Annotated in this window: 11 protein-coding genes and 2 tRNA genes; 5 read left to right on the forward strand and 8 right to left on the reverse strand. The window is 35.7% G+C overall.

Annotated elements, in window-relative coordinates; genetic code table 11:
• Positions 1 to 15: 15 nt before the first annotated feature.
• From KZH69_RS01145 to rseP, 7 genes are all read right to left on the reverse strand, one after another.
• Positions 16 to 1,452, reverse strand: a complete 1,437-nt coding sequence (locus KZH69_RS01145) for a circularly permuted type 2 ATP-grasp protein (RefSeq protein ID WP_219315626.1) — start codon at positions 1,450 to 1,452, stop codon at positions 16 to 18.
• 407 nt (positions 1,453 to 1,859) lie between these two features.
• Positions 1,860 to 2,786 (reverse strand): alpha/beta hydrolase, encoded by a 927-nt coding sequence (locus KZH69_RS01150; protein WP_219315627.1) that lies wholly within the window; start codon positions 2,784 to 2,786, stop codon positions 1,860 to 1,862.
• 254 nt (positions 2,787 to 3,040) lie between these two features.
• A tRNA-Asn gene (locus KZH69_RS01155) sits at positions 3,041 to 3,114 on the reverse strand.
• Between the two features lie 236 nt (positions 3,115 to 3,350).
• Positions 3,351 to 4,712, reverse strand: coding sequence for an alpha-amylase family glycosyl hydrolase (locus KZH69_RS01160; RefSeq protein ID WP_219315628.1), 1,362 nt, complete (start codon positions 4,710 to 4,712; stop codon positions 3,351 to 3,353).
• Between the two features lie 20 nt (positions 4,713 to 4,732).
• A complete protein-coding gene (locus tag KZH69_RS01165) occupies positions 4,733 to 6,088 on the reverse strand; it encodes an alpha-amylase family glycosyl hydrolase (protein ID WP_219315629.1) in 1,356 nt (451 codons plus the stop codon).
• 455 nt (positions 6,089 to 6,543) lie between these two features.
• Positions 6,544 to 6,617, reverse strand: a tRNA-Asn gene (locus tag KZH69_RS01170).
• An 84-nt stretch (positions 6,618 to 6,701) separates the two neighbouring features.
• A complete protein-coding gene (rseP, locus tag KZH69_RS01175; RefSeq protein ID WP_219315630.1) occupies positions 6,702 to 8,045 on the reverse strand; it encodes an RIP metalloprotease RseP in 1,344 nt (447 codons plus the stop codon).
• A 200-nt stretch (positions 8,046 to 8,245) separates the two neighbouring features.
• Here rseP and KZH69_RS01180 point away from each other — a divergent pair, with 200 nt between their 5' ends.
• The 5 genes from KZH69_RS01180 to KZH69_RS01200 all read left to right on the forward strand — a co-directional run bounded on the left by KZH69_RS01180 (position 8,246) and on the right by KZH69_RS01200 (position 16,673).
• The gene (locus KZH69_RS01180) at positions 8,246 to 9,316 is read left to right on the forward strand and encodes an NADH:flavin oxidoreductase/NADH oxidase (RefSeq protein ID WP_219315631.1); all 1,071 of its coding nucleotides are present in this window, start codon (positions 8,246 to 8,248) and stop codon (positions 9,314 to 9,316) included.
• Between the two features lie 182 nt (positions 9,317 to 9,498).
• Positions 9,499 to 10,539, forward strand: coding sequence for a Gfo/Idh/MocA family protein (locus tag KZH69_RS01185; RefSeq protein ID WP_219315632.1), 1,041 nt, complete (start codon positions 9,499 to 9,501; stop codon positions 10,537 to 10,539).
• A 295-nt stretch (positions 10,540 to 10,834) separates the two neighbouring features.
• Positions 10,835 to 12,046, forward strand: a complete 1,212-nt coding sequence (locus KZH69_RS01190) for an MFS transporter (RefSeq protein WP_219315633.1) — start codon at positions 10,835 to 10,837, stop codon at positions 12,044 to 12,046.
• Positions 12,047 to 12,467: 421 nt separating this feature from the next.
• The gene (locus KZH69_RS01195; RefSeq protein ID WP_219315634.1) at positions 12,468 to 15,305 is read left to right on the forward strand and encodes a carboxypeptidase-like regulatory domain-containing protein; all 2,838 of its coding nucleotides are present in this window, start codon (positions 12,468 to 12,470) and stop codon (positions 15,303 to 15,305) included.
• Between the two features lie 18 nt (positions 15,306 to 15,323).
• Entirely contained in the window at positions 15,324 to 16,673 is a 1,350-nt protein-coding gene (locus KZH69_RS01200; protein ID WP_219315635.1) for a DUF5689 domain-containing protein, read from the forward strand.
• Positions 16,674 to 16,810: 137 nt separating this feature from the next.
• Here the strand turns inward: KZH69_RS01200 and KZH69_RS01205 are convergent, their stop codons facing one another.
• Complete coding sequence (locus KZH69_RS01205; RefSeq protein WP_219315636.1) at positions 16,811 to 18,928, reverse strand: glycoside hydrolase family 97 protein; 2,118 nt, start codon at positions 18,926 to 18,928, stop codon at positions 16,811 to 16,813.
• Between the last annotated feature and the right edge of the window lie 65 nt (positions 18,929 to 18,993).

An 18,993-nucleotide genomic window follows, 5' to 3' on the forward strand; every position in this document is an offset into this window, starting at 1 on the left:
AATTTTAAAATGAAATTACTTTATGATCCAAGTGTCTTTGCTTCCTCCTCCTTGAGAGGAGTTTACAACCAATGAACCTTCTGTTAGTGCGACTCGAGTTAGTCCTCCAGGCACAATTTCTACTCCATTGGGTCCACATAAAGCATAGGGTCTTAGATCGACATGGCGTAATTTCAATTGGCCATCTATTAAGCATGGAACGGTGCTGAGTTGAATGATAGGTTGTGCGATAAAATTTCTGGGATTGGCAAGAATGGCTCTTTTACCATTTTCGAGTTCTTCTTGGGTAGCTTTGTTACCCATGATCATTCCGTAACCGCCACTTCCATTGGTTTCTTTGATCACCATATTTTCCATATCAGCAAATGCCAACTCTCTTTCGGCTCTGTTTTCCATTTGGTATGTTGGCACATTTTTAAGTATCGGTTCTTCGTTAAGGTAATATTTTATCATATCGGGAACGTAAGCATAGACTGCTTTGTCATCGGCAACACCATTTCCAACGGCGTTTACCAAGGCTACATTGCCGTGACGATAAGCGCTAATTAGTCCAGGAACTCCCAGTGTACTTTCAGGTTTGAAAACCAACGGATCTAGGTATTCGTCATCCAAACGTCGGTAAATCACGTCTACTTGCTGCAATCCCGAAGTGGTTTTCATATACACTTTATTGTTATTAACGACCAAGTCTCTTCCTTCTACAAGCGGAATTCCCATTTGCCGAGCCAAAAAAGTATGTTCATAATATGCCGAATTATAGACTCCCGGTGTGAGTAAAACCACGTTGGGATTGGATACATTTCGTGGAGATAACGATACAAGGATATTATGAAATATCATCGGATAGTTTCCTACCATGCTTACCTTGTTGGAGTTTAGCATGTCTGGGAAAATTCGTTTGGTGATTTCGCGATTTTCCAACATATAACTCACGCCGCTGGGACATCGTAGGTTGTCTTCAAGAACGTAAAATTCACCTTTTGCTCCTCGAATCAAATCAATCCCAGCAATATGTACATGAATGTTATGAGGTACTTTTATACCGTGAACTTCTTGTATATAATGTGGGCAAGACGCAACTAATGAAGCAGGAATTATGCCATCTTTTATAATGTGTTGGCCATTATATACATCTTCCAAAAACAAGTTTAGGGCTTTTAATCGTTGTTTGATTCCAGTTTCCACTTCGCTCCATTCGGCTTTTGTAATGATTCTGGGAATGATGTCAAAAGGAAATATTCTTTCAATACCTTGATTATTGTCACTATATACTGTGAATGTTATACCTTGATTCATGAACAAATCCGAAGCCTGAATTTGTTTATCGTTTAGACTTTCCGGATTTAGGTTTTGTAACGTTTGGAGGACTTGAGCATAGGAATCTCTAACGCCTTCATTGGAGAACATTTCATCCCATCCTTTCGGGTTTAGTTTTGGCATCACTTTCATCATATTTCTCAGTATTAAATAATTAATAAGTATGATTCAAAATGGCTTTTAGAGCTTAATTTTGCACTAAAATATTAAATTATTGTCACTGAAATACGCAATGTTGTGAATATTTAATAATTTATATCATTTTCTTTTTTAGCCAATCTTTTTTTAATGATTCTAATTTTTTTGATTGAATTTTTTTTCGATTTCGCATTCAATAAATTATTTTTTTTGGGACACCTCATTTAGTAATGGTCTTTTGTTGTTTGATGTCTTAATTTTTAAAGTGATTCTATTCAAAAATAGGGGGGTATACTAATTTGAATAAAAGAGTTGCGTTTTGTGCAAAAAAAAAGACCATCGTTGCTGATAGTCTTTTTAATAATGCTTCTTCAAAGGCAATTGCTTTCGTTTTATTCAGATTATCATTGCTTCTGATTCAAGTAGGTGTTTAAAAAGGTAATAACTTTATTTTTAATTTCTTCTGATCTAAAAAATTCTCCGCCATGTTGACCTCCTTCTACAATTACAAATTCACTTTGAACATTTGCAAGCTTCAAATAGGAATCCAATAATTTCGATAATGTGATAGGAACGGTCGTGTCTTTATCTCCATGGAAAATTAGAAATGGTGGGTCTGCTTTGTCAATATAAGTGGTGGGACTTGCAAATTTAGCCAAGTCAGGTCTCTCTACTGGTTGCGCTCCAAGAAGCCCAGTCGAAGTGGTTTTGTGTTCTCCCTCGTCTAAAGGCATACTTCCGATGCGGGCTATAAAATCCGATGGCCCGTAAAAATCAATTACTCCTCTTATTTTAAAATGTGTTTTTTTATTTTTATGATAAAAAGTGCTAACAGTATTGTTGTTTGAAGTGCCAATCAATGACGCTAGATGTCCGCCGGCTGAGAAGCCAAGAACGACAATTTTGTTTTTATCCAAATTATATTTTGAGGAGTTGTCATAAAGATAATTTACGGCTTGGTTGCAATCTTGTATTTGAGCCGGAAAAATGTCTGTTGTGCTAAAACGGTAGCCAATAGATGCCACTGCAAAACCGTTGTCTAAAATTGCTTTTAGAGTAGATTTCATGTTTTCCATATCTCCAAATTTGTCTCCACCAACCCATCCGCCGCCATGAATCCAAATCACCAGGGGAAGTGAATTTTCAGTGTGTTTTGGAATGTATAAGTCTAGGGTGTGATTTTTCAGAGTATCGGAAGCATAGGGAATGTCTGATTGAAAAATGGTGCCCTCAGGTAATGCATTTTTAATAGTGGAAGGTATTTTTGTATATTGCGCATTTCCATATACAAAAATAAACAAACAAAAAAAGGAAATTTTTTTCAGTATCATTATAAACTATTTGGAGTAGCAATTTAGCGATTAATTGTGCGAACATCAAGAAAGAATTGAAATTTGTCTTTCATTACCTTTGAGAAAATACATAATTCAGAGGAGTGAGAAATATAGATTTCTTCTTGTTAAGATTATCAAATCTTTTTGCTTAATCCCCAACTTTTGCACCTGATCCATAATAACTCGTCAAAAATGTTGGTGGGTTTTAAGCAAAAAAAAGACCATCATTGCTGATAGTCTTTTTAATAATGCTCCCTCTCTTGGGCTCGAACCAAGGACCCTCTGATTAACAGTCAGATGCTCTAACCAACTGAGCTAAGAAGGAAATTGTGATTCACTTTTGAAGCGGTGCAAAGATATAATTTTATTTGAATGTACCAAATATTTTTTTTATTTTTAGTAAAACGTTATGATGTCTTGATTTTGCTGTGTTTTTAAGTAAAAAAAGCTGTCAGAAATCATTGTGTTTTTAATAATATTTTCTTTTTTATAAAAATTGCAGAAAGAATTTAATCATTCGATATGCAATATTTTGTGAATTAATTGATTAACAGTTTTCTATTAGTTTCTTTCCAAAACTAAATATCCCCAAGGAGCCAGCTGTAATTTATCTTTGCCAACAAGTTCAATTTTTTTGGAAGTAAATACTTCTGTGAAATTTCCTTTGTGGTATTCGTTTTCTAAAATGACTTCTTTCGCTTGATCACTAAAATTAATGATTACAATTACGTTGTCTTTGTCTTTGGTTCTCGAAAATGAAATCACATTAGACATTTGGTTGTTTTTTATGCGAACCATTTTTCCGCCCCAATCACCGTTCCATAGTGCTTGATTGCGGTGTTTCAATTCAAATAATTTTTTAAAAATAGCACCATTTTCATGTTCTTTCCAAGTTATGGAATCTTTGCCGAAAAAATTCAGAGAACGGTCAAGTCCAGATTCTTGGCCGCTATATAACATTGGCATGCCGTCAATGGTTCCGATAAGTACCATGGCTGGTTTCAGTCCGTCACCAAAGTTTTTAAATACATTGCCTTCCCAAGAATTTTTATCGTGATTGTCTAAAAATGCCATTCTATAACCAGCTTCGGGAAAAATACTCACGTGTTCTGCAATATATCCTTCGGTCAAACTTTGAATAGTCATTTTTTTGGTGGTTATTTTGTGGAGGCAATCCCATAAACTCCAGGCATAAGTCATATCAAAAGCTTTTCGGTGTAAATCAAATGTTTCTGATTCGGCCAACATAAATACAGGTTTTATGAAATCGAGTTCTTTTCTAGCGTTTTCCCAGAAATCCAAAGGTATAAAACTAGCAACATCGCAACGGTAACCATCAATATTGGTTTCTTTTACCCAATATTTCAAAGCATCAGTCATGTATTTTCGAATACCGGGTTGTTGGTAATCAAAATCTATAATATCATCGTAATCACGCCAAGGTGTTGGTTCGAAATTCCCAGCTTCGTCTTTGATGTACCAGTCAGGATGTTGTTTGATTAATGCATTGTCTGTAGCCGAATGATTGGCAACCCAATCCAAAATTACATGCATTCCCATCGCGTGAATTTTGTCTACCAAGGCCTTGAAATCGGTTAAACTGCCGTATTCAGGATTCACTCCGTAATAATCTTTCACTGCATAATAACTTCCCAAAGTTCCTTTTCGGTTCTTTTCTCCAATAGGATGAATCGGCATAAGCCAAATAATATCAACGCCCAAAGCTTTCAGTCTTGGTAAATGGGTTTCAAAAGCTTTGAAAGTGCCTTCGGGAGTGAATTGTCTAAGATTTACCTCGTAGATTGTTGCATTTTTGCTCCATTCTGGATGCTGTAATTCGACATACTTTTTGGGTTGGTATGCATCTTGGGGGAGTCCTAAAAATGAAATAAAAAACAAGGCTATAGACAAGTATAATTTCATAACGGTTTTATTTTTTTAAATTAATACTCATAAATTTCATAACCCCAAGGTTTCATTTTCCATTCTTTAGAGTCTAAAATTTCCTCGTTTCCTTTAAATACATTGTGTGCTTTTCCTGTCAAAGTAGCGTCTTTTATTGATACTATTTGTTCATTTTTGGAAAAATTAAGAATTACCAAAACTTTTTTATTTCCTTTTTCTCTTACATAAGCATAAATCGCTTTATCATCTCCGAAGTGTACTTTTTTGAATGAGGCATTAGCGGAAAGCGCTTCGTTGCTCTTTCTTAGATTCAGTAATGTCTTGTAGAATTTTTCTCTTTTAAAATCTTTAAACGTAATGGGGTCTTTTTCGAAAAACGCCAACGCTCTTAAAACTGGTTCTTCCTGTCCACTGTAAATTAAAGGGACGCTGTTTTTCATGGTTTGCGTAAATACGGCAAATGGTTCATGGATAACTCCCGGAAAAGTTCCAAAATCGGCATGATTCCAGCTGTTTTCATCATGATTGCTGGTAAAATACATTTGAATCGTATTTTTGGGATACATCGTTTCGTTTTCGGTGTTGATGCTGTCTAAGGCAAGTGCCGATTTTTCTCCTTTGGCTACTTTTTCCATCATTTTGAACATGTGCCAAGGATAAACGGCGTCAAAGCCACTTTTAGGAAGATAGATGCTATCTCCTTCGGCTAGCATAAAGATATTCTTCATTTTTTTTAATTCAGGAATGGACTTTTTCCAAAAAGAAGCGGGAACATTCCAGGCAACATCGCATCGAAATCCGTCTATATCTGCATCTTCAATCCAGTATTTCATCGCGCGAACCATACTGTCTTGTAATACAGGATTCTTATAATTTAATTGTCTCGTGTCTGCCCAATCAAATGCTACTGCTGGTTTGCCGGAGCTATCTTTTACAAAAAAGTCGGGATGTTGTGTAATCCAGCGATGGTCGGCTCCGGTATGATTGGGTACCCAATCAATTAAAACTTTCATTCCTTTCTCATGAATCGTTTGAACCAATTTCTTAAAGTCAGCCATTGTGCCAAATTCAGGGTTAATCGCAGTATAATCGGAAACAGCATAGTAACTTCCCAAAGTGCCTTTTCTGTCTAATTTACTAATGGGATTAATGGGCATGAACCAAATCGTTTCTACTCCCATTGCTTTTAATCGGTCAAGGTGTTTGGCAAAAGCATTAAAAGTTCCCTCGGGGGTGTATTGACGAACGTTTACCTCATATATATTGCCCTGCATAATCCAAGCGGGATGGCCGTCGATTTGATTGTTATCGACTTCTGATAATTTGTTGTTTTGACAGCATATCAAAGAAAAAATAAATGCAATAAATACAAAAGGAATAGAAAATTTTTTCATAGCGGAGAAAATGAATTACTGAAATGAGTTTATATTTTGAAGCGCTTTAGTTTATGAAAAATATTGAAACACTTTTATATAAAGTACACAAACTAGCGGACTACCAATTTAGTGATTTATTAAACAAATTTCAAAAGAAATGGCAGATAATATCTTAATTTTCAAGTTGGTTTGATGATTTAAGATGTGGGATTTCTAGGCGAAAATCCTAATTTGAATCTCTAACAAGTCATTTGGGATTTATTTAGATTTGGGCATGACCACAAGGGTCAGGCTGTCCATTGTATCTTTTCTTTTCCTAAAGGAGGAAAAGAAAAGGATGTCATTTCCATCCTTCATGCAATTTCGTTTTCAGAACAAGTGTTTTACTTAATCTTGAATTTTTAAATTTGATTTTTCAAAAGAGGTATAAACAAAAAAAAGACTATCATTTATGATAGTCTTTCTGCTTTTTGCTCCCTCTCTTGGGCTCGAACCAAGGACCCTCTGATTAACAGTCAGATGCTCTAACCAACTGAGCTAAGAAGGAAAGTGTGTTCACTTTTAAAGCGGTGCAAATATATGACTTTATTTAAATGTAGCAAACAAAAAATGCAAAAAAAAACATTCTTTTTTACTTGCCCACAATAGCTTTGTAAATATCATTTCCATTAGCAAAAAGCAACAGACTGATAAGTAATACGAAACCAACCATTTGTGCATTTTCCAAAAATTTGTCACTTGGTTTTTTACCGCTTACGATTTCAAATAATAAAAACATTACGTGTCCACCATCAAGTGCCGGAATAGGTAATAAGTTCATAACACCAAGCATAATTGACAGAATGGCTGTAATGCTCCAGAAAACTTCCCAACTCCAAGAACTTGGAAAAATGTCAAATATGGCTTTAAAACCACCTACTTGTTTGTAAGCTTTGGTTTCTGGATTAAAAATCATTTTTAACTGTTTACCGTATCCTACCAATTGATCTTTTCCTTTTTGAATACCAAAAGGAATCGATTCCATAAAACTGTATTTTTGATGCGTAATTTTGTAATAACCCAATTTTTCAAGTGTTTCAAGTCCTAAACCACCAATAGAAACTCCCATCTTTCCAATATTAGAAACAACTATGTTAATGGGTACTTCTTTTTGGTCACGTAAAACAACTGCAGGAATAGTTTTGTTTTTATTTTTTTCTAAAACAGATTTTACTTCATCTAGATATTTTGTTTTTTGACCATTTAAGGATAAAATGATATCTTTTGCTTTAAGCTCTTTGTTTAAAGATTCTGCAGGAACTTCTGTAATTGCAAATGGAATTCTTATTGCAACCAACGGAGCTTTCTCGAATTTTGATAATTGATCTACAAAATCATTTGGTATTTTAATGGTTTGTTCTAAACCATTTCGTTCAATAACCACTTCTTTGCCTAGAACAATTTTGGAACTGATTTCTTTGTCAAAACGTACAATTTTTTCGCCATCAACAGCCACGATTTTATCGCCCGATTTGAATCCAGCATTAATCATAGCTTGGTTTTCTATCAAAAGACCGTCTTTCATATCAGCATTTGCAATATAAGAATCTCCATAAGCGAAAGCCATACCAATATAAATCATGAATGCCAGTATAAAGTTGACTGTTACGCCTCCCAACATAATAATCAAGCGTTGCCAAGCTGGTTTGGATCTAAATTCCCAAGGTTGCGGAGGCAAAGCCATTTGTTCTTTGTCCATACTTTCGTCAATCATACCGGATATTTTCACATAACCACCTAGAGGCAACCAGCCAATACCATACTCAGTTTCGCCAATTTTCTTTTTTAGAAGGGAATATTTAACGTCAAAAAACAAATAAAATTTCTCGACTCTGGTTTTGAATAATTTTGCAGGAATGAAATGTCCTAATTCGTGAAGTATAATAAGTAATGATAAGCTCAATAAAAATTGAGAAAGCTTGATAACTATTTCCATTTTTTAATTTTCGGTTCTTTAATGACGGACAAAAGTACTATTTTCTATTTTATTATTTGCGCTATATTTTTGGGGATCGCTTTAAATGTTTGTTAATTAATGCATTTTTCATTTTTATTTTGAAGTTAGAGCAATAACTTTACTACATAAAAATCTTGTTTTAATGCGATATGGGTTAAAACATTAATATCCTTGTATTTATGTCTTCACAATTATTTTCTCCTCTACAGATAAAAAGCATTACGTTCAAAAACAGAATTACAATTTCGCCAATGTGCCAATATTCGGCAGAAGATGGTTTTGCCAATGATTGGCATTTGGTACATCTTGGTAGTCGAGCTACGGGTGGTTCGGGTTTGATCATTCAGGAGGCTACAGCCGTTTCTCCAGAAGGAAGAATTTCTCCAAGTGATCTAGGTATTTGGAGTGATGATCACATCAAAAAATTGCAATCCATCACAAAATTTATCATTAGTCAGGATTCGGTTCCGGGAATCCAGTTGGCTCACGCAGGCAGGAAAGCCAGTGTTTCGTCTCCTTGGTACGGCAATAAAAAACTGGCTCAAAATCAAGGCGGATGGGAAGCTGTTGCGCCAAGTGCAATTGGGTATCACGATAATGAGCAAGCTCCTACGGCATTGGATAAAGCAGGAATTCAAAAAGTAATAACCGATTTTAAATTGGCCACGCGAAGAGCTGAACAGGCAGGATATCAGGTTCTTGAAATTCATGCTGCGCACGGTTATTTATTGCACCAATTTCTATCGCCTTTATCGAACGCTAGAACGGATGAATATGGTGGTTCTTTTGTAAATCGTATTCGATTGCTTCTGGAAGTACTAGAGGCAGTTCAGTCTGAATGGTCTAAAGTGTTTCCTTTAATGGTGAGAATCTCTGCTACAGACTGGGCAGATGGCGGTTGGAACGCTGAAGAATCAGTGCAACTTTCCAAAATTCTAAAAGAGAAAGGAGTTGACTTAATTGATGTTTCTTCAGGAGGATTAGTGTCTCATCAACAAATCCCCTTGGGACCTAATTATCAGGTACATTTTGCCGAAAAAATTAGAAAAGAAACGGGAATTTTGACAGGAGCGGTTGGTTTGATCACTACTTCACAACAGGCCGAAGCCATTGTAGCTAGCGGGAAAGCTGATCTCGTTTTCTTCGCTAGAGAATCGCTTAGAAATCCAAATTTAGGTTTGACTTTTGCGCAAGAATTGGGTGTTGACGTTCAATGGCCTAAACAATACGATAGAGCAAAAACGAGATAATTTTTTTAAACACATAGAAACATAGATTTTTTTTGATTAAGATTTGAATAGATAACATGTTATTTCACATAGCTATGTGTGTTTATGATAGTGAAACGTTCTCTCTTAGATTTAAAAAGAACCTATGTTTCTATGTGTTAGAAATTAATCACATAGTTTTAGAAAACTAAATAAAACATTAAATGCAAAAAATAAAAACAGCACTACTGTCATACGGAATGTCTGGAAAAGTTTTCCATGCTCCTTTTTTGGAATTTCATCCTGGATTTGTGTTGGTTGGTTCTTGGGAAAGAAGCAAACAATTGATTCAATTGGATTATCCAAATGTGAAAAGTTATCCAACTCTAGAAGGATTACTTCAGGATGATATTGATTTGGTTATTGTAAATACGCCAGTTGGAACGCATTTTGAATATGCGAAACAAGTGTTGCTTGCTGGGAAACATGCTGTAGTAGAAAAGGCTTTTACCACCACGGTTGCCGAAGCTCAGGAATTAGTGAATTTGGCCAAAGAAAAAGGATTGAAACTTTCGGTTTTCCAGAATAGAAGATGGGACAGTGATTTTAAAACGGTACAAAAAGTGGTTACCGATAAAGTGTTGGGAGAATTGGTGGAAGCCGAGTTTCATTTTGATCGTTACAATCCGCTGTTGAGTCCCAAGGGGCATAAAGAAACGGTTAATTCGGGTGCAGGAATTTTAAAAGATTTGGGGCCACATTTAATTGATCAAGCGTTGTATTTATTTGGGTTTCCACAAAGTGTTTTTGCCGATATTCGAATCACACGCGAGCATTCTTTGGTAGATGATTGGATTGATATTTTGCTTTATTATTCGGATTTTAGAGTGCGATTGAAAGCTGGTTTTTTTGTTCGAGAAGCCAATCCTGCGTATGTTATTCACGGAAAAAAAGGGTCTTTCCTGAAACCACGTGGTGACGTACAAGAAGACGAATTGAAATTGGGTAAGAAACCAAATCTTGACTCTTGGGGAACGGAAGTTCCCGGTAATGAAGGATTGTTGCATACGGAGATAGTCGGCAGAATTATCAAAGAGAAAGTTCCAACTCTACAAGGGAATTATTATGATTTTTTTGATGGCGTTTATCAGTCGATTGTGAATGATACCGAAGAACCTGTTACTGCCCAAGAAGGATTACAGGTAATGCAAATTATTGAAGAGGCAATTGAAAGTAATGCTCAAGGGAAAATTATTGCGTTGTAAGGAATGATGTTTTATAGCACTTAGTATTTTGTTTTGCAGTTTGGGTGAGGGATAAAAGCTAGCTACCAAAGTAGCGCGGATAGCCCGACAGCATAAGGAAAATGGGCCGACTAAACGATATGCTGAGTTGGCCCATTTTTCTTATGGTGGCACCCCCAGATGGTTTTTACTTTGGATACAATTGGTTTTATTTTGCTAACAATAATATTATAAATAATACTTACTGATGGGTTTGTGTCTTTGAAATGTTTCTTTTCGTACTTTTGACACAAAGGATTCCCAAAAAACAACTATTTTGATAGATTTAAATTTTTTAGGTCGATTTAAGACCAAAGGCAAATACAAGAAAAACTATCGAGATGCGAAAGCTTCTTATTTATTGAGAATTCGTGGAGCAGTTTCCATGTTTTATTTTGCTATGGGGTTGTGTTTTGCTACTTGGGCTAGCCGAATACCAACTATAAAATCGGCACTGAATTTAAGTGATGGTCAATTAGGGACTATTCTTTTTGCTTTACCTGTTGGTCAGTTAACGATGATGTATTTTTCTGGTAAATTGGTGACTCGCTTTGGCAGCCATCGTATTTTGCCTTTTTCTATATTGATGTATGCGTTTTGTTTGACTAATTTGGGATTGGCTCAAAATGCTTGGCAACTCGCTCTTGGGTTGTACTTTTTTGGGATTTTTAGCAACCTAACTAACATCTCTGTAAACACTCAAGGTGTTTATACCGAAGGACTTTTTAAAAGAACCATTATGTCATCCTTTCATGGGATGTGGAGTTTGGCTGGATTTACCGGTGCATTGGTAGGATTGGGAATGTTGGCATTAGGTCTTAGTACGTATTCTCATTTTCTGGTTGTTGCTTTCATTGCTTTTTTGTTGATTGCATTCAATTTTAAATTCTTAATTAAAGCCAAAGAAACAATTATAACAGAGAAGAAAAAGGGATTCCGAAAACCAGATGCGACTTTAGTTTTACTTGGTGTTATTGGCTTTTGCAGTATGGCTAGTGAAGGAATCATGTTTGATTGGAGTGGCGTATTCTTTAAAGATATTGTTAAGGTTCCTGGGGCTTTAGTGATTTTAGGGTACACCTCTTTTATGATTATGATGGCCAGCGGTCGTTTTTTTGGAGATAAATTAATTAATAGATTTGGACGAAAAACGGTAATGAAAATTAGTGGAATTATGATTTCATCCGGTTTTTTTACGGCAGTTGTTTTTCCTTATATAATACCTTCCACTATTGCTTTTATGGTTATAGGTTTGGGAGTTTCAACTATAGTTCCTACTTTGTATAGTATTGCAGGCAAACATCCAACAATACCAACTGGAGAAGCTTTGACAGCTGTTTCAAGCGTAAGTTTTTTAGGTTTTTTGATGGGGCCGCCCGTTATTGGCTATATTGCCGAACTATCAAGTTTGCGATTTTCCTTCGCTTTTATTGGGATTTTTGGAGTTTTTATCGCTTTTATGGTGAGCCGAATTAAGGCAATAGATTAATGCTAGAATTCTAAATTATTTCTTCAATTTTGTTATAATTAAGAAAATATATACTATTTGATAAATACTTAATAGTTTTTTTCTTAAGTTTATCGCTTGAATTTCAAGCAGATGTTATTTTTTTGATTGAAAATTCAAAATACCACATTTTTTCCAAAACTTTTTTTTCTTTTTGGTTCTACCACGAATTGTGTGGGTTTTAAATTTAAAACTCTAAACCATTAAGAAATTAAGATTCATTAAGGTTACAATGGCTTAATGAATCTTAATTTCTTAATGGTTTATTATTTATCAAAATTTATTTTGATAAAAGTCTCTATTTGATAAAACCCACACAGTTGAGGTTAGAACCTACTTTTTTAAACGAATCTAATTCTTGGATGCGCCACTTGCTGTATCCAAATAAGTTTACAAAATAAGTATGGGTAAATCTTTGTTAGGAATGCTTTTTTTATTGAAAATAATTTTTGTGTCTGCCCAAAGACCAACAGGGATAAAAGGGAAAATTATTGATGCTAAAACTCAAAAACCATTAGAAAATGTAGTGGTTATTATCGAAAACACACAGCTGATGCAACTCACCACGGCTGATGGTGTTTTTAGTTTTTATGCTGTTGTTCCCGGAAATCAATTATTGCTTTTGCACAGTCAAGGGTTTAGGGATGTGATTCTGCCCGTTTTGATTACTAAGGACGAAATGTTAGATTTGGGTGCTGTTCCATTAGAAGAAAATCAAACTTTAGAACAACAAACGGGAATAATCACTCTTCTAGAAAGTGATTTGAGTGATGATAATAGTGGTTCCGAAAGTACTTCGGGACTTTTGCAATCTTCCAGAGATGCTTTTCAGCAAGCCGCAGCTTTCAATTGGGGCCAGGCGCGTTTTAGGATTCGCGGGTTAGACAGTCAGTATGCAACGACCATGATTAATGGGGTTACGATGAACAAACTCTTCGACGGCAGACCACAATGGGGAGATTGGGGCGGGCTCAATAATGTGGTTCGGAATCAAGAATTTACTGTGGGTTCTTTTCCTTCGGATTATGCTTTTGGCGGGATTTTGGGAACACAAGAAATTAATACTCGAGCTTCGATTTATAAGCCAGGGACGATTCTTTCTTTTACAGGAACCAATACTAATTATTCTTGGCGAATGGTAGGAACTTATGCTTCTGGAATGAATAGCAAAGGATGGGCATTTGTGGTTTCAGCGGGAACTCGCTGGGCAGAGGAAGGGTATTTTGAAGGAACGAATTATAACGCCTTAGCAGGTTTTATTAGCGTAGAAAAGAAAATAAATGACCATCATTCTTTGAATTTCTCGGGATTTTACACACCCAATTCTAGAGCAAAAAATTCTCCAAATACCGCTGAAGTTACCGAGTTAACAAATGAAAAATACAACTCCTATTGGGGTTGGCAAGACGGCAAAAAGCGAAATGCAAGAATAAAAAGCATCGAGGAACCCATCTTGATGCTGAACCATTTTTTCACCGTCAACGACCACACTACGCTGAATTCGAGTTTGACCTATCAATTTGGAAAAATTACCAACAGCAATATTGATTACCAAAACAGTAATAGTCCGGATCCAACGTACTACAGAAAGATGCCGAGTTATTACAGTTCCCTGTATGCCCCTGATAATGGTGAGTTTTCAGGAGAATTTGCTCCAGATTATGTAAATGCAGAGAAAAGCAAAGAGTTATTTTTTGCTAATAATCAAATTGATTGGAATGCTCTGTATTATGCCAATCAATCTCCAATTATAGATGTAAATGGTCAAATAACAGGATATGCTTCTGCAAAGAGTAACTACGTTTTGTATGAAGACCGAACCGATGACCAAACGATAACGGCTACTTCTACTTTTAATACGCAAATAAGCGATAATCTTTTTTTGACCGCCGGAGGTTTTTATAGTCATTTAAAATCGCATAATTACCAACAAGTAACTGACTTGTTGGGTGGTTTGTATTTTGATGATATTGATGTTTTTTATAATGGAAATCAGGCGCAATCCGATTTGAATCACCCCGACAGACAGGTTGTGGAGGGAGATGTGTATGGTTACAATTTTAATTATGAGGCAAATACGTTGAACCTTTTTACCAATTTTAAATTAACTTATGACAAAGTCGATTTTTATTTGGCACAAAATTTTATAGGCACCAATTATCAAAGAGAAGGCTTGTATCAAAACGGAATTTATCCAACCAATTCTTTCGGGAAAAGTGAGAAAGTTCAATTTGAGAATTTTGGTTTTAAAGGGGGAATTCTTTTTAAGATTTCGGGGAAACAGCAGTTGAGTTTTAATGGTGCCTATCTCTCCAATGCGCCGACAATTCGGAATACATTTCCTAATTCCCGTTTGAACAATTCGGTTGTTGCTGGTTTAGAAAATGAAAACATTAGTAGTTTGGATGCGAGTTATTTTTACAGGACTCCAAAATGGCAAACCCGTCTCACTCTTTTTTATGCCAAAATAAAGAACATCACCCAAACTTCTTTCTTTTATGCCGAGGGAATTTTTGATGATGGAGCAGGATATGCCAATACGGATGCTTTTGTTGGTCAAACGTTAACACATTTGGACAAGAAAAATTCAGGTGCCGAATTCAGTTTTCAATATCAATTGACCCCGACAGTAATGACTAATTTTTCGGCTGGATATGGTCAATATACAATTGACAGCAATCCGAATGTTATCATAACTAACGATGCCCAAGCCACTGCCGAAAATCCCAATCCTGTATTTGATTTTGGAACTGCATCCTTAAAAAACTATAATCAGGCAGGGATGCCTCAGCAAGCTTTTGCGTTAGGAATCGAATACAGAGATCCCAAATATTGGTGGATTGGTGCCAACATCAATTATCTAGCCGAAAGTTTTATCGATGTTTCTCCTATTTCAAGAACAGCTACATTTTATAAAAATCCTGAAAGCGGTTTCAATTTTCCGGAAGCTTCGGAAGAAAGAGCTAGGGAGTTATTGAAGCAAGAAGAATTTGATCCTACTATTTTGCTAAACATTTCAGGAGGAAAATCTTGGAAAATAAAAGGAAAGAATGTCGGGCTTTTTGCAACCATAAATAATGTGTTGGATTTGACTTATAAAACTGGAGGATATGAGCAAGCTCGAAATGCCAATTTCAGACAACTCAATCAAGATGTTTCCAGCGGAACTCCCAATTTTGGAAACAAATATTTTTACGGTTACGGGAGAACGTATTTTGTAAACCTGTATATCAATTTATAAATTTTAAACAAAAGAAAAATGAATTTAAAATTCTACACTGTTTTTTTAGCAGTTGCAATGACTTTTGGGAGCTGTGCAAAAGAAGAATTTGATGTGCCAAAACTAACCTGCACTCAACCCGATTTGATAGTAAATCGAACCGTTGAAGAAGTGCGTGCCAGCACAAGTTCAATAGTCACACAATATACATACGATGATATTATCGAAGCGTATGTGGTTTCCAGTGATGAGGACGGGAATTTTTTCAAGATGATTTCGTTTCAAACTTTGGCGACATCGACAACTCCAGCGATGGGTTTTAGTGTTCCAGTGGATGCCTCGAATACGTATATTGATTTTAGGTTGGGCAATAAAGTGTATATCAAAATGAAAAATCAATATACGGATATTTACTTCGGAGGAATGCGAATTGGGAGCATCTATGTTAATACGTATAACGAAGGAGGCGTTGGCCGAATTTCTCCAAACGATTATAAAAATGTATTGAATGCTTCCTGCACAATGGTAAGTGAGGAGCTTCTGGTTAGGTCTATTTCTATTACTGATTTGTTAAAAGATTCGAATATTAATACATTGGTGGAATTGTCGGAAGTTCAATTTACAAAAGACGCTATTGGACGTCATTATTATGAGGAATCCAATGATGTAGGCGGAGGAACCAATTGGAGTCTGATGGATAAATTGGGAAATCAAGTATTGTTTCGGACCAGTAGTTTTGCTGATTTTGCTGCTAAAATTGTTCCCGATGGAAGCGGAAAAGTGCGAGGAGTTTTGACCAAGTTTGGCTCAGACTATCAATTATTGGCACGATCCGAAAAAGATGTGGTACTTACAGGTACTGCTGCTGTTCCATTCTTTTCAGAAAATTTCCAAAGTGTCGAAACCAATACTAAACTCAATCTTCCGGGTTGGTCAAATATGGTGCAAAAAGGGACGAAATTTTGGTTGGGCACTGTATATGCAGGAAATGGTTATGCCGAGTTTAATACCACAGGAACAAAGGTGGTGTCTAATATCGCTTGGCTGATTTCTCCAAAAATTGACATGGATTTGCAAACCCATGAAGTACTTACTTTTAGATCAGCTCAACATCATCTTGATGTAGATTCTCCTTTGAATTCGCTCGAAGTGTATATCTCCAATGATTTTGATGGGTTGAATATTACCAAAGCCACTTGGGTTCCACTTACGGTTGTATTACCCAAACAAGCAACACCTTGGTATCAATTTGTGGGTTCTGGCGGAGTGGATTTATCAACCTATACAGGGGAAATAAACATTGCTTTCAAGTACACTGGCTCAGGTAAAAACCTTGCGTTGGATGGTGCTTTTCAAGTGGATGATGTTCAGATCTTTGGGAACAAGTAAAACCTTTAGGCATTCTAATTTTAAATTAGAATCTATTTTAAACCATTAAGACATTAAACTTCATTAAGTTTTTAATCCTTAATGAAGCTTAATGTCTTAATGGTTCATTTTTTTAATCCATTCGGATTAGAAAAAAATTATTTTTTGTTTTCAATAATACTTATAGCGTAACCACCACCAGCTGCACTCAATTGAGATAGTTTTGATGTATTGGTTACCTGTATTTTTCGAACAGTATATGCTTGCGGATTTGTTTTGTAATCTGCGTCTTTTCCATCAGCATAAATAGTCGCAGTATATTTTTTTCCTTTTTCTAAAAAAGCAAAATTGATGTTCGAAGAACGAGGTTCGTATCCATTTACATTCCCAATAAACCAGTTATTTGCTCCTTTTGCTTTTCTGGCCACGGTTATATATTGACCTGGCTCTGCTTCCAGATAGTTGCTTTCACTCCAATCTACTGCAACATCTTTAATGAATTGGAACGCATCCGGAAATTTATTGTAATGTTCAGGGAAATCTGCGGCCATTTGCAACGGACTGTAAAGTGTTACGTATAATGCCAATTGATTGGCAATAGTGCTGTTTACGTGTGATTTATTGTTGGGACTAAATTTGCTTAAATCCATTTCGAAAATACCAGGTGTATAATCCATTGGCCCTCCAATTAATCTAGTAAAAGGTAATAATGTTACGTGGTTAGGTTTTGAACCACCAAAAGCCTGATATTCTGTTCCTCTGGCAGCTTCGTTACCAATTAAATTTGGATAGGTTCTGCAAATCCCCGTTGGCCGAACCGCTTCATGGGCATTAACCATAATTTTATATTCGGCTGCTTTTTCTATGGCATATTGATAATGATTGATCATAAATTGGTTGTAATGATTATCACCATTAGAGATGATACTGCCTACATAACCGCTTTTTACGGCATCATATCCATTGTCTTTCATGAATTGATATGCCTGATCCATATGACGCTCATAGTTACGAACTGATCCTGAGGTTTCATGGTGCATAATCATTTTCACGCCTTTGGATTTTGCATATTCATGCAAACCTTTCACATCAAAATCGGGGTAAGGAGTAACAAAGTCAAAAACGTAGTCTTTGTAGTGACCAAACCAGTCTTCCCAACCTTCATTCCAACCTTCAACCAACACACCTCCAAAACCATTAGCGGCAGCAAAATCAATATATTTTTTCACATTTTCATTGTTTGCACCATGTGTTCCGTTTGGTTTTGCTTTAGAAAAATCAGTAACACCAAGTTGTACCGATGGAAATTCATCGGTGTATGACCATGAACTTTTTCCGGAAATCATTTCCCACCATACACCAACATATTTTATGGGTTTAATCCAAGAAGTATCTTCAATTTTGCAAGGGTCATTCAAGTTTAAAGTCATTTTTGAAGCCAGTATTTCTCTAGCGTCATCACTTACGATAATTGTTCGCCAAGGAGAATGTGTAGGTGCTTGAATATATCCTTTGTCTCCTTTTTCATCTGGAGTTAACCAAGATTCAAATACCATATTTTTGTCATCCAAATTCAAGTGCATACAAGAATAATTGATTAATGCAGCTTCGTGTAAATTAATGTACAATCCATCATTTGTTTTCAACATAAGAGATGTTTGCACACCAGTTGGTGAAAAGGAAGTTTGCGATAAATTTTCAGTTTTCGCTTTTTCAGTTAAGCCTCTTATTTCAGATAATTTCGAAGTGGTGTAATCATATTCTTGTGTGTCATAATCTCCTGGAATCCAATAAGCAGTATGGTCTCCTGTCATTGCAAATTGAGTTCTCTCTTCTTTTATAACAAAATAAACCAAGTTTTTTTGGGTTGGGAATTCATATCTAAAACCTAAACCGTCATTAAACAATCGAAAACGAATGATGATTTGTCTATCTGTTTCTTTCTGATTTAGTGTAACAGCCAATTCATTATATTTGTTTTGAATGCTTTCAACCTCACCCCAAACTGGTTTCCAAGTTTCATCAAAAGACGCAGTTTTGGTGTCAATTACTGCAAAATCATTCAGCAACGATTTTTTGTCGTTTTTAAGTTCAAGTCCTAATTTACTTGATTTTACGACCACTTTGTCTTTATAGTTCAAATTGTAACTTGGAGTTCCGTCTTTTAGTAATGTAAATTCCATGGTGAATTTTCCATTAGGTGATTTCAACTGTTGGGCATTGACATGATGCAAAACCAAAAAAAATAACAGAACTGTATAAAGTAAATGTTTCATTTTAAAAATATAATTAAAGGTTGATTTTTTTGAATAGTTTTCCACGAAAACGATTTATCTATTTA

Origin of the sequence: Flavobacterium taihuense (assembly GCF_019351435.1) — a bacterium.
Lineage (GTDB): Bacteria > Bacteroidota > Bacteroidia > Flavobacteriales > Flavobacteriaceae > Flavobacterium > Flavobacterium taihuense.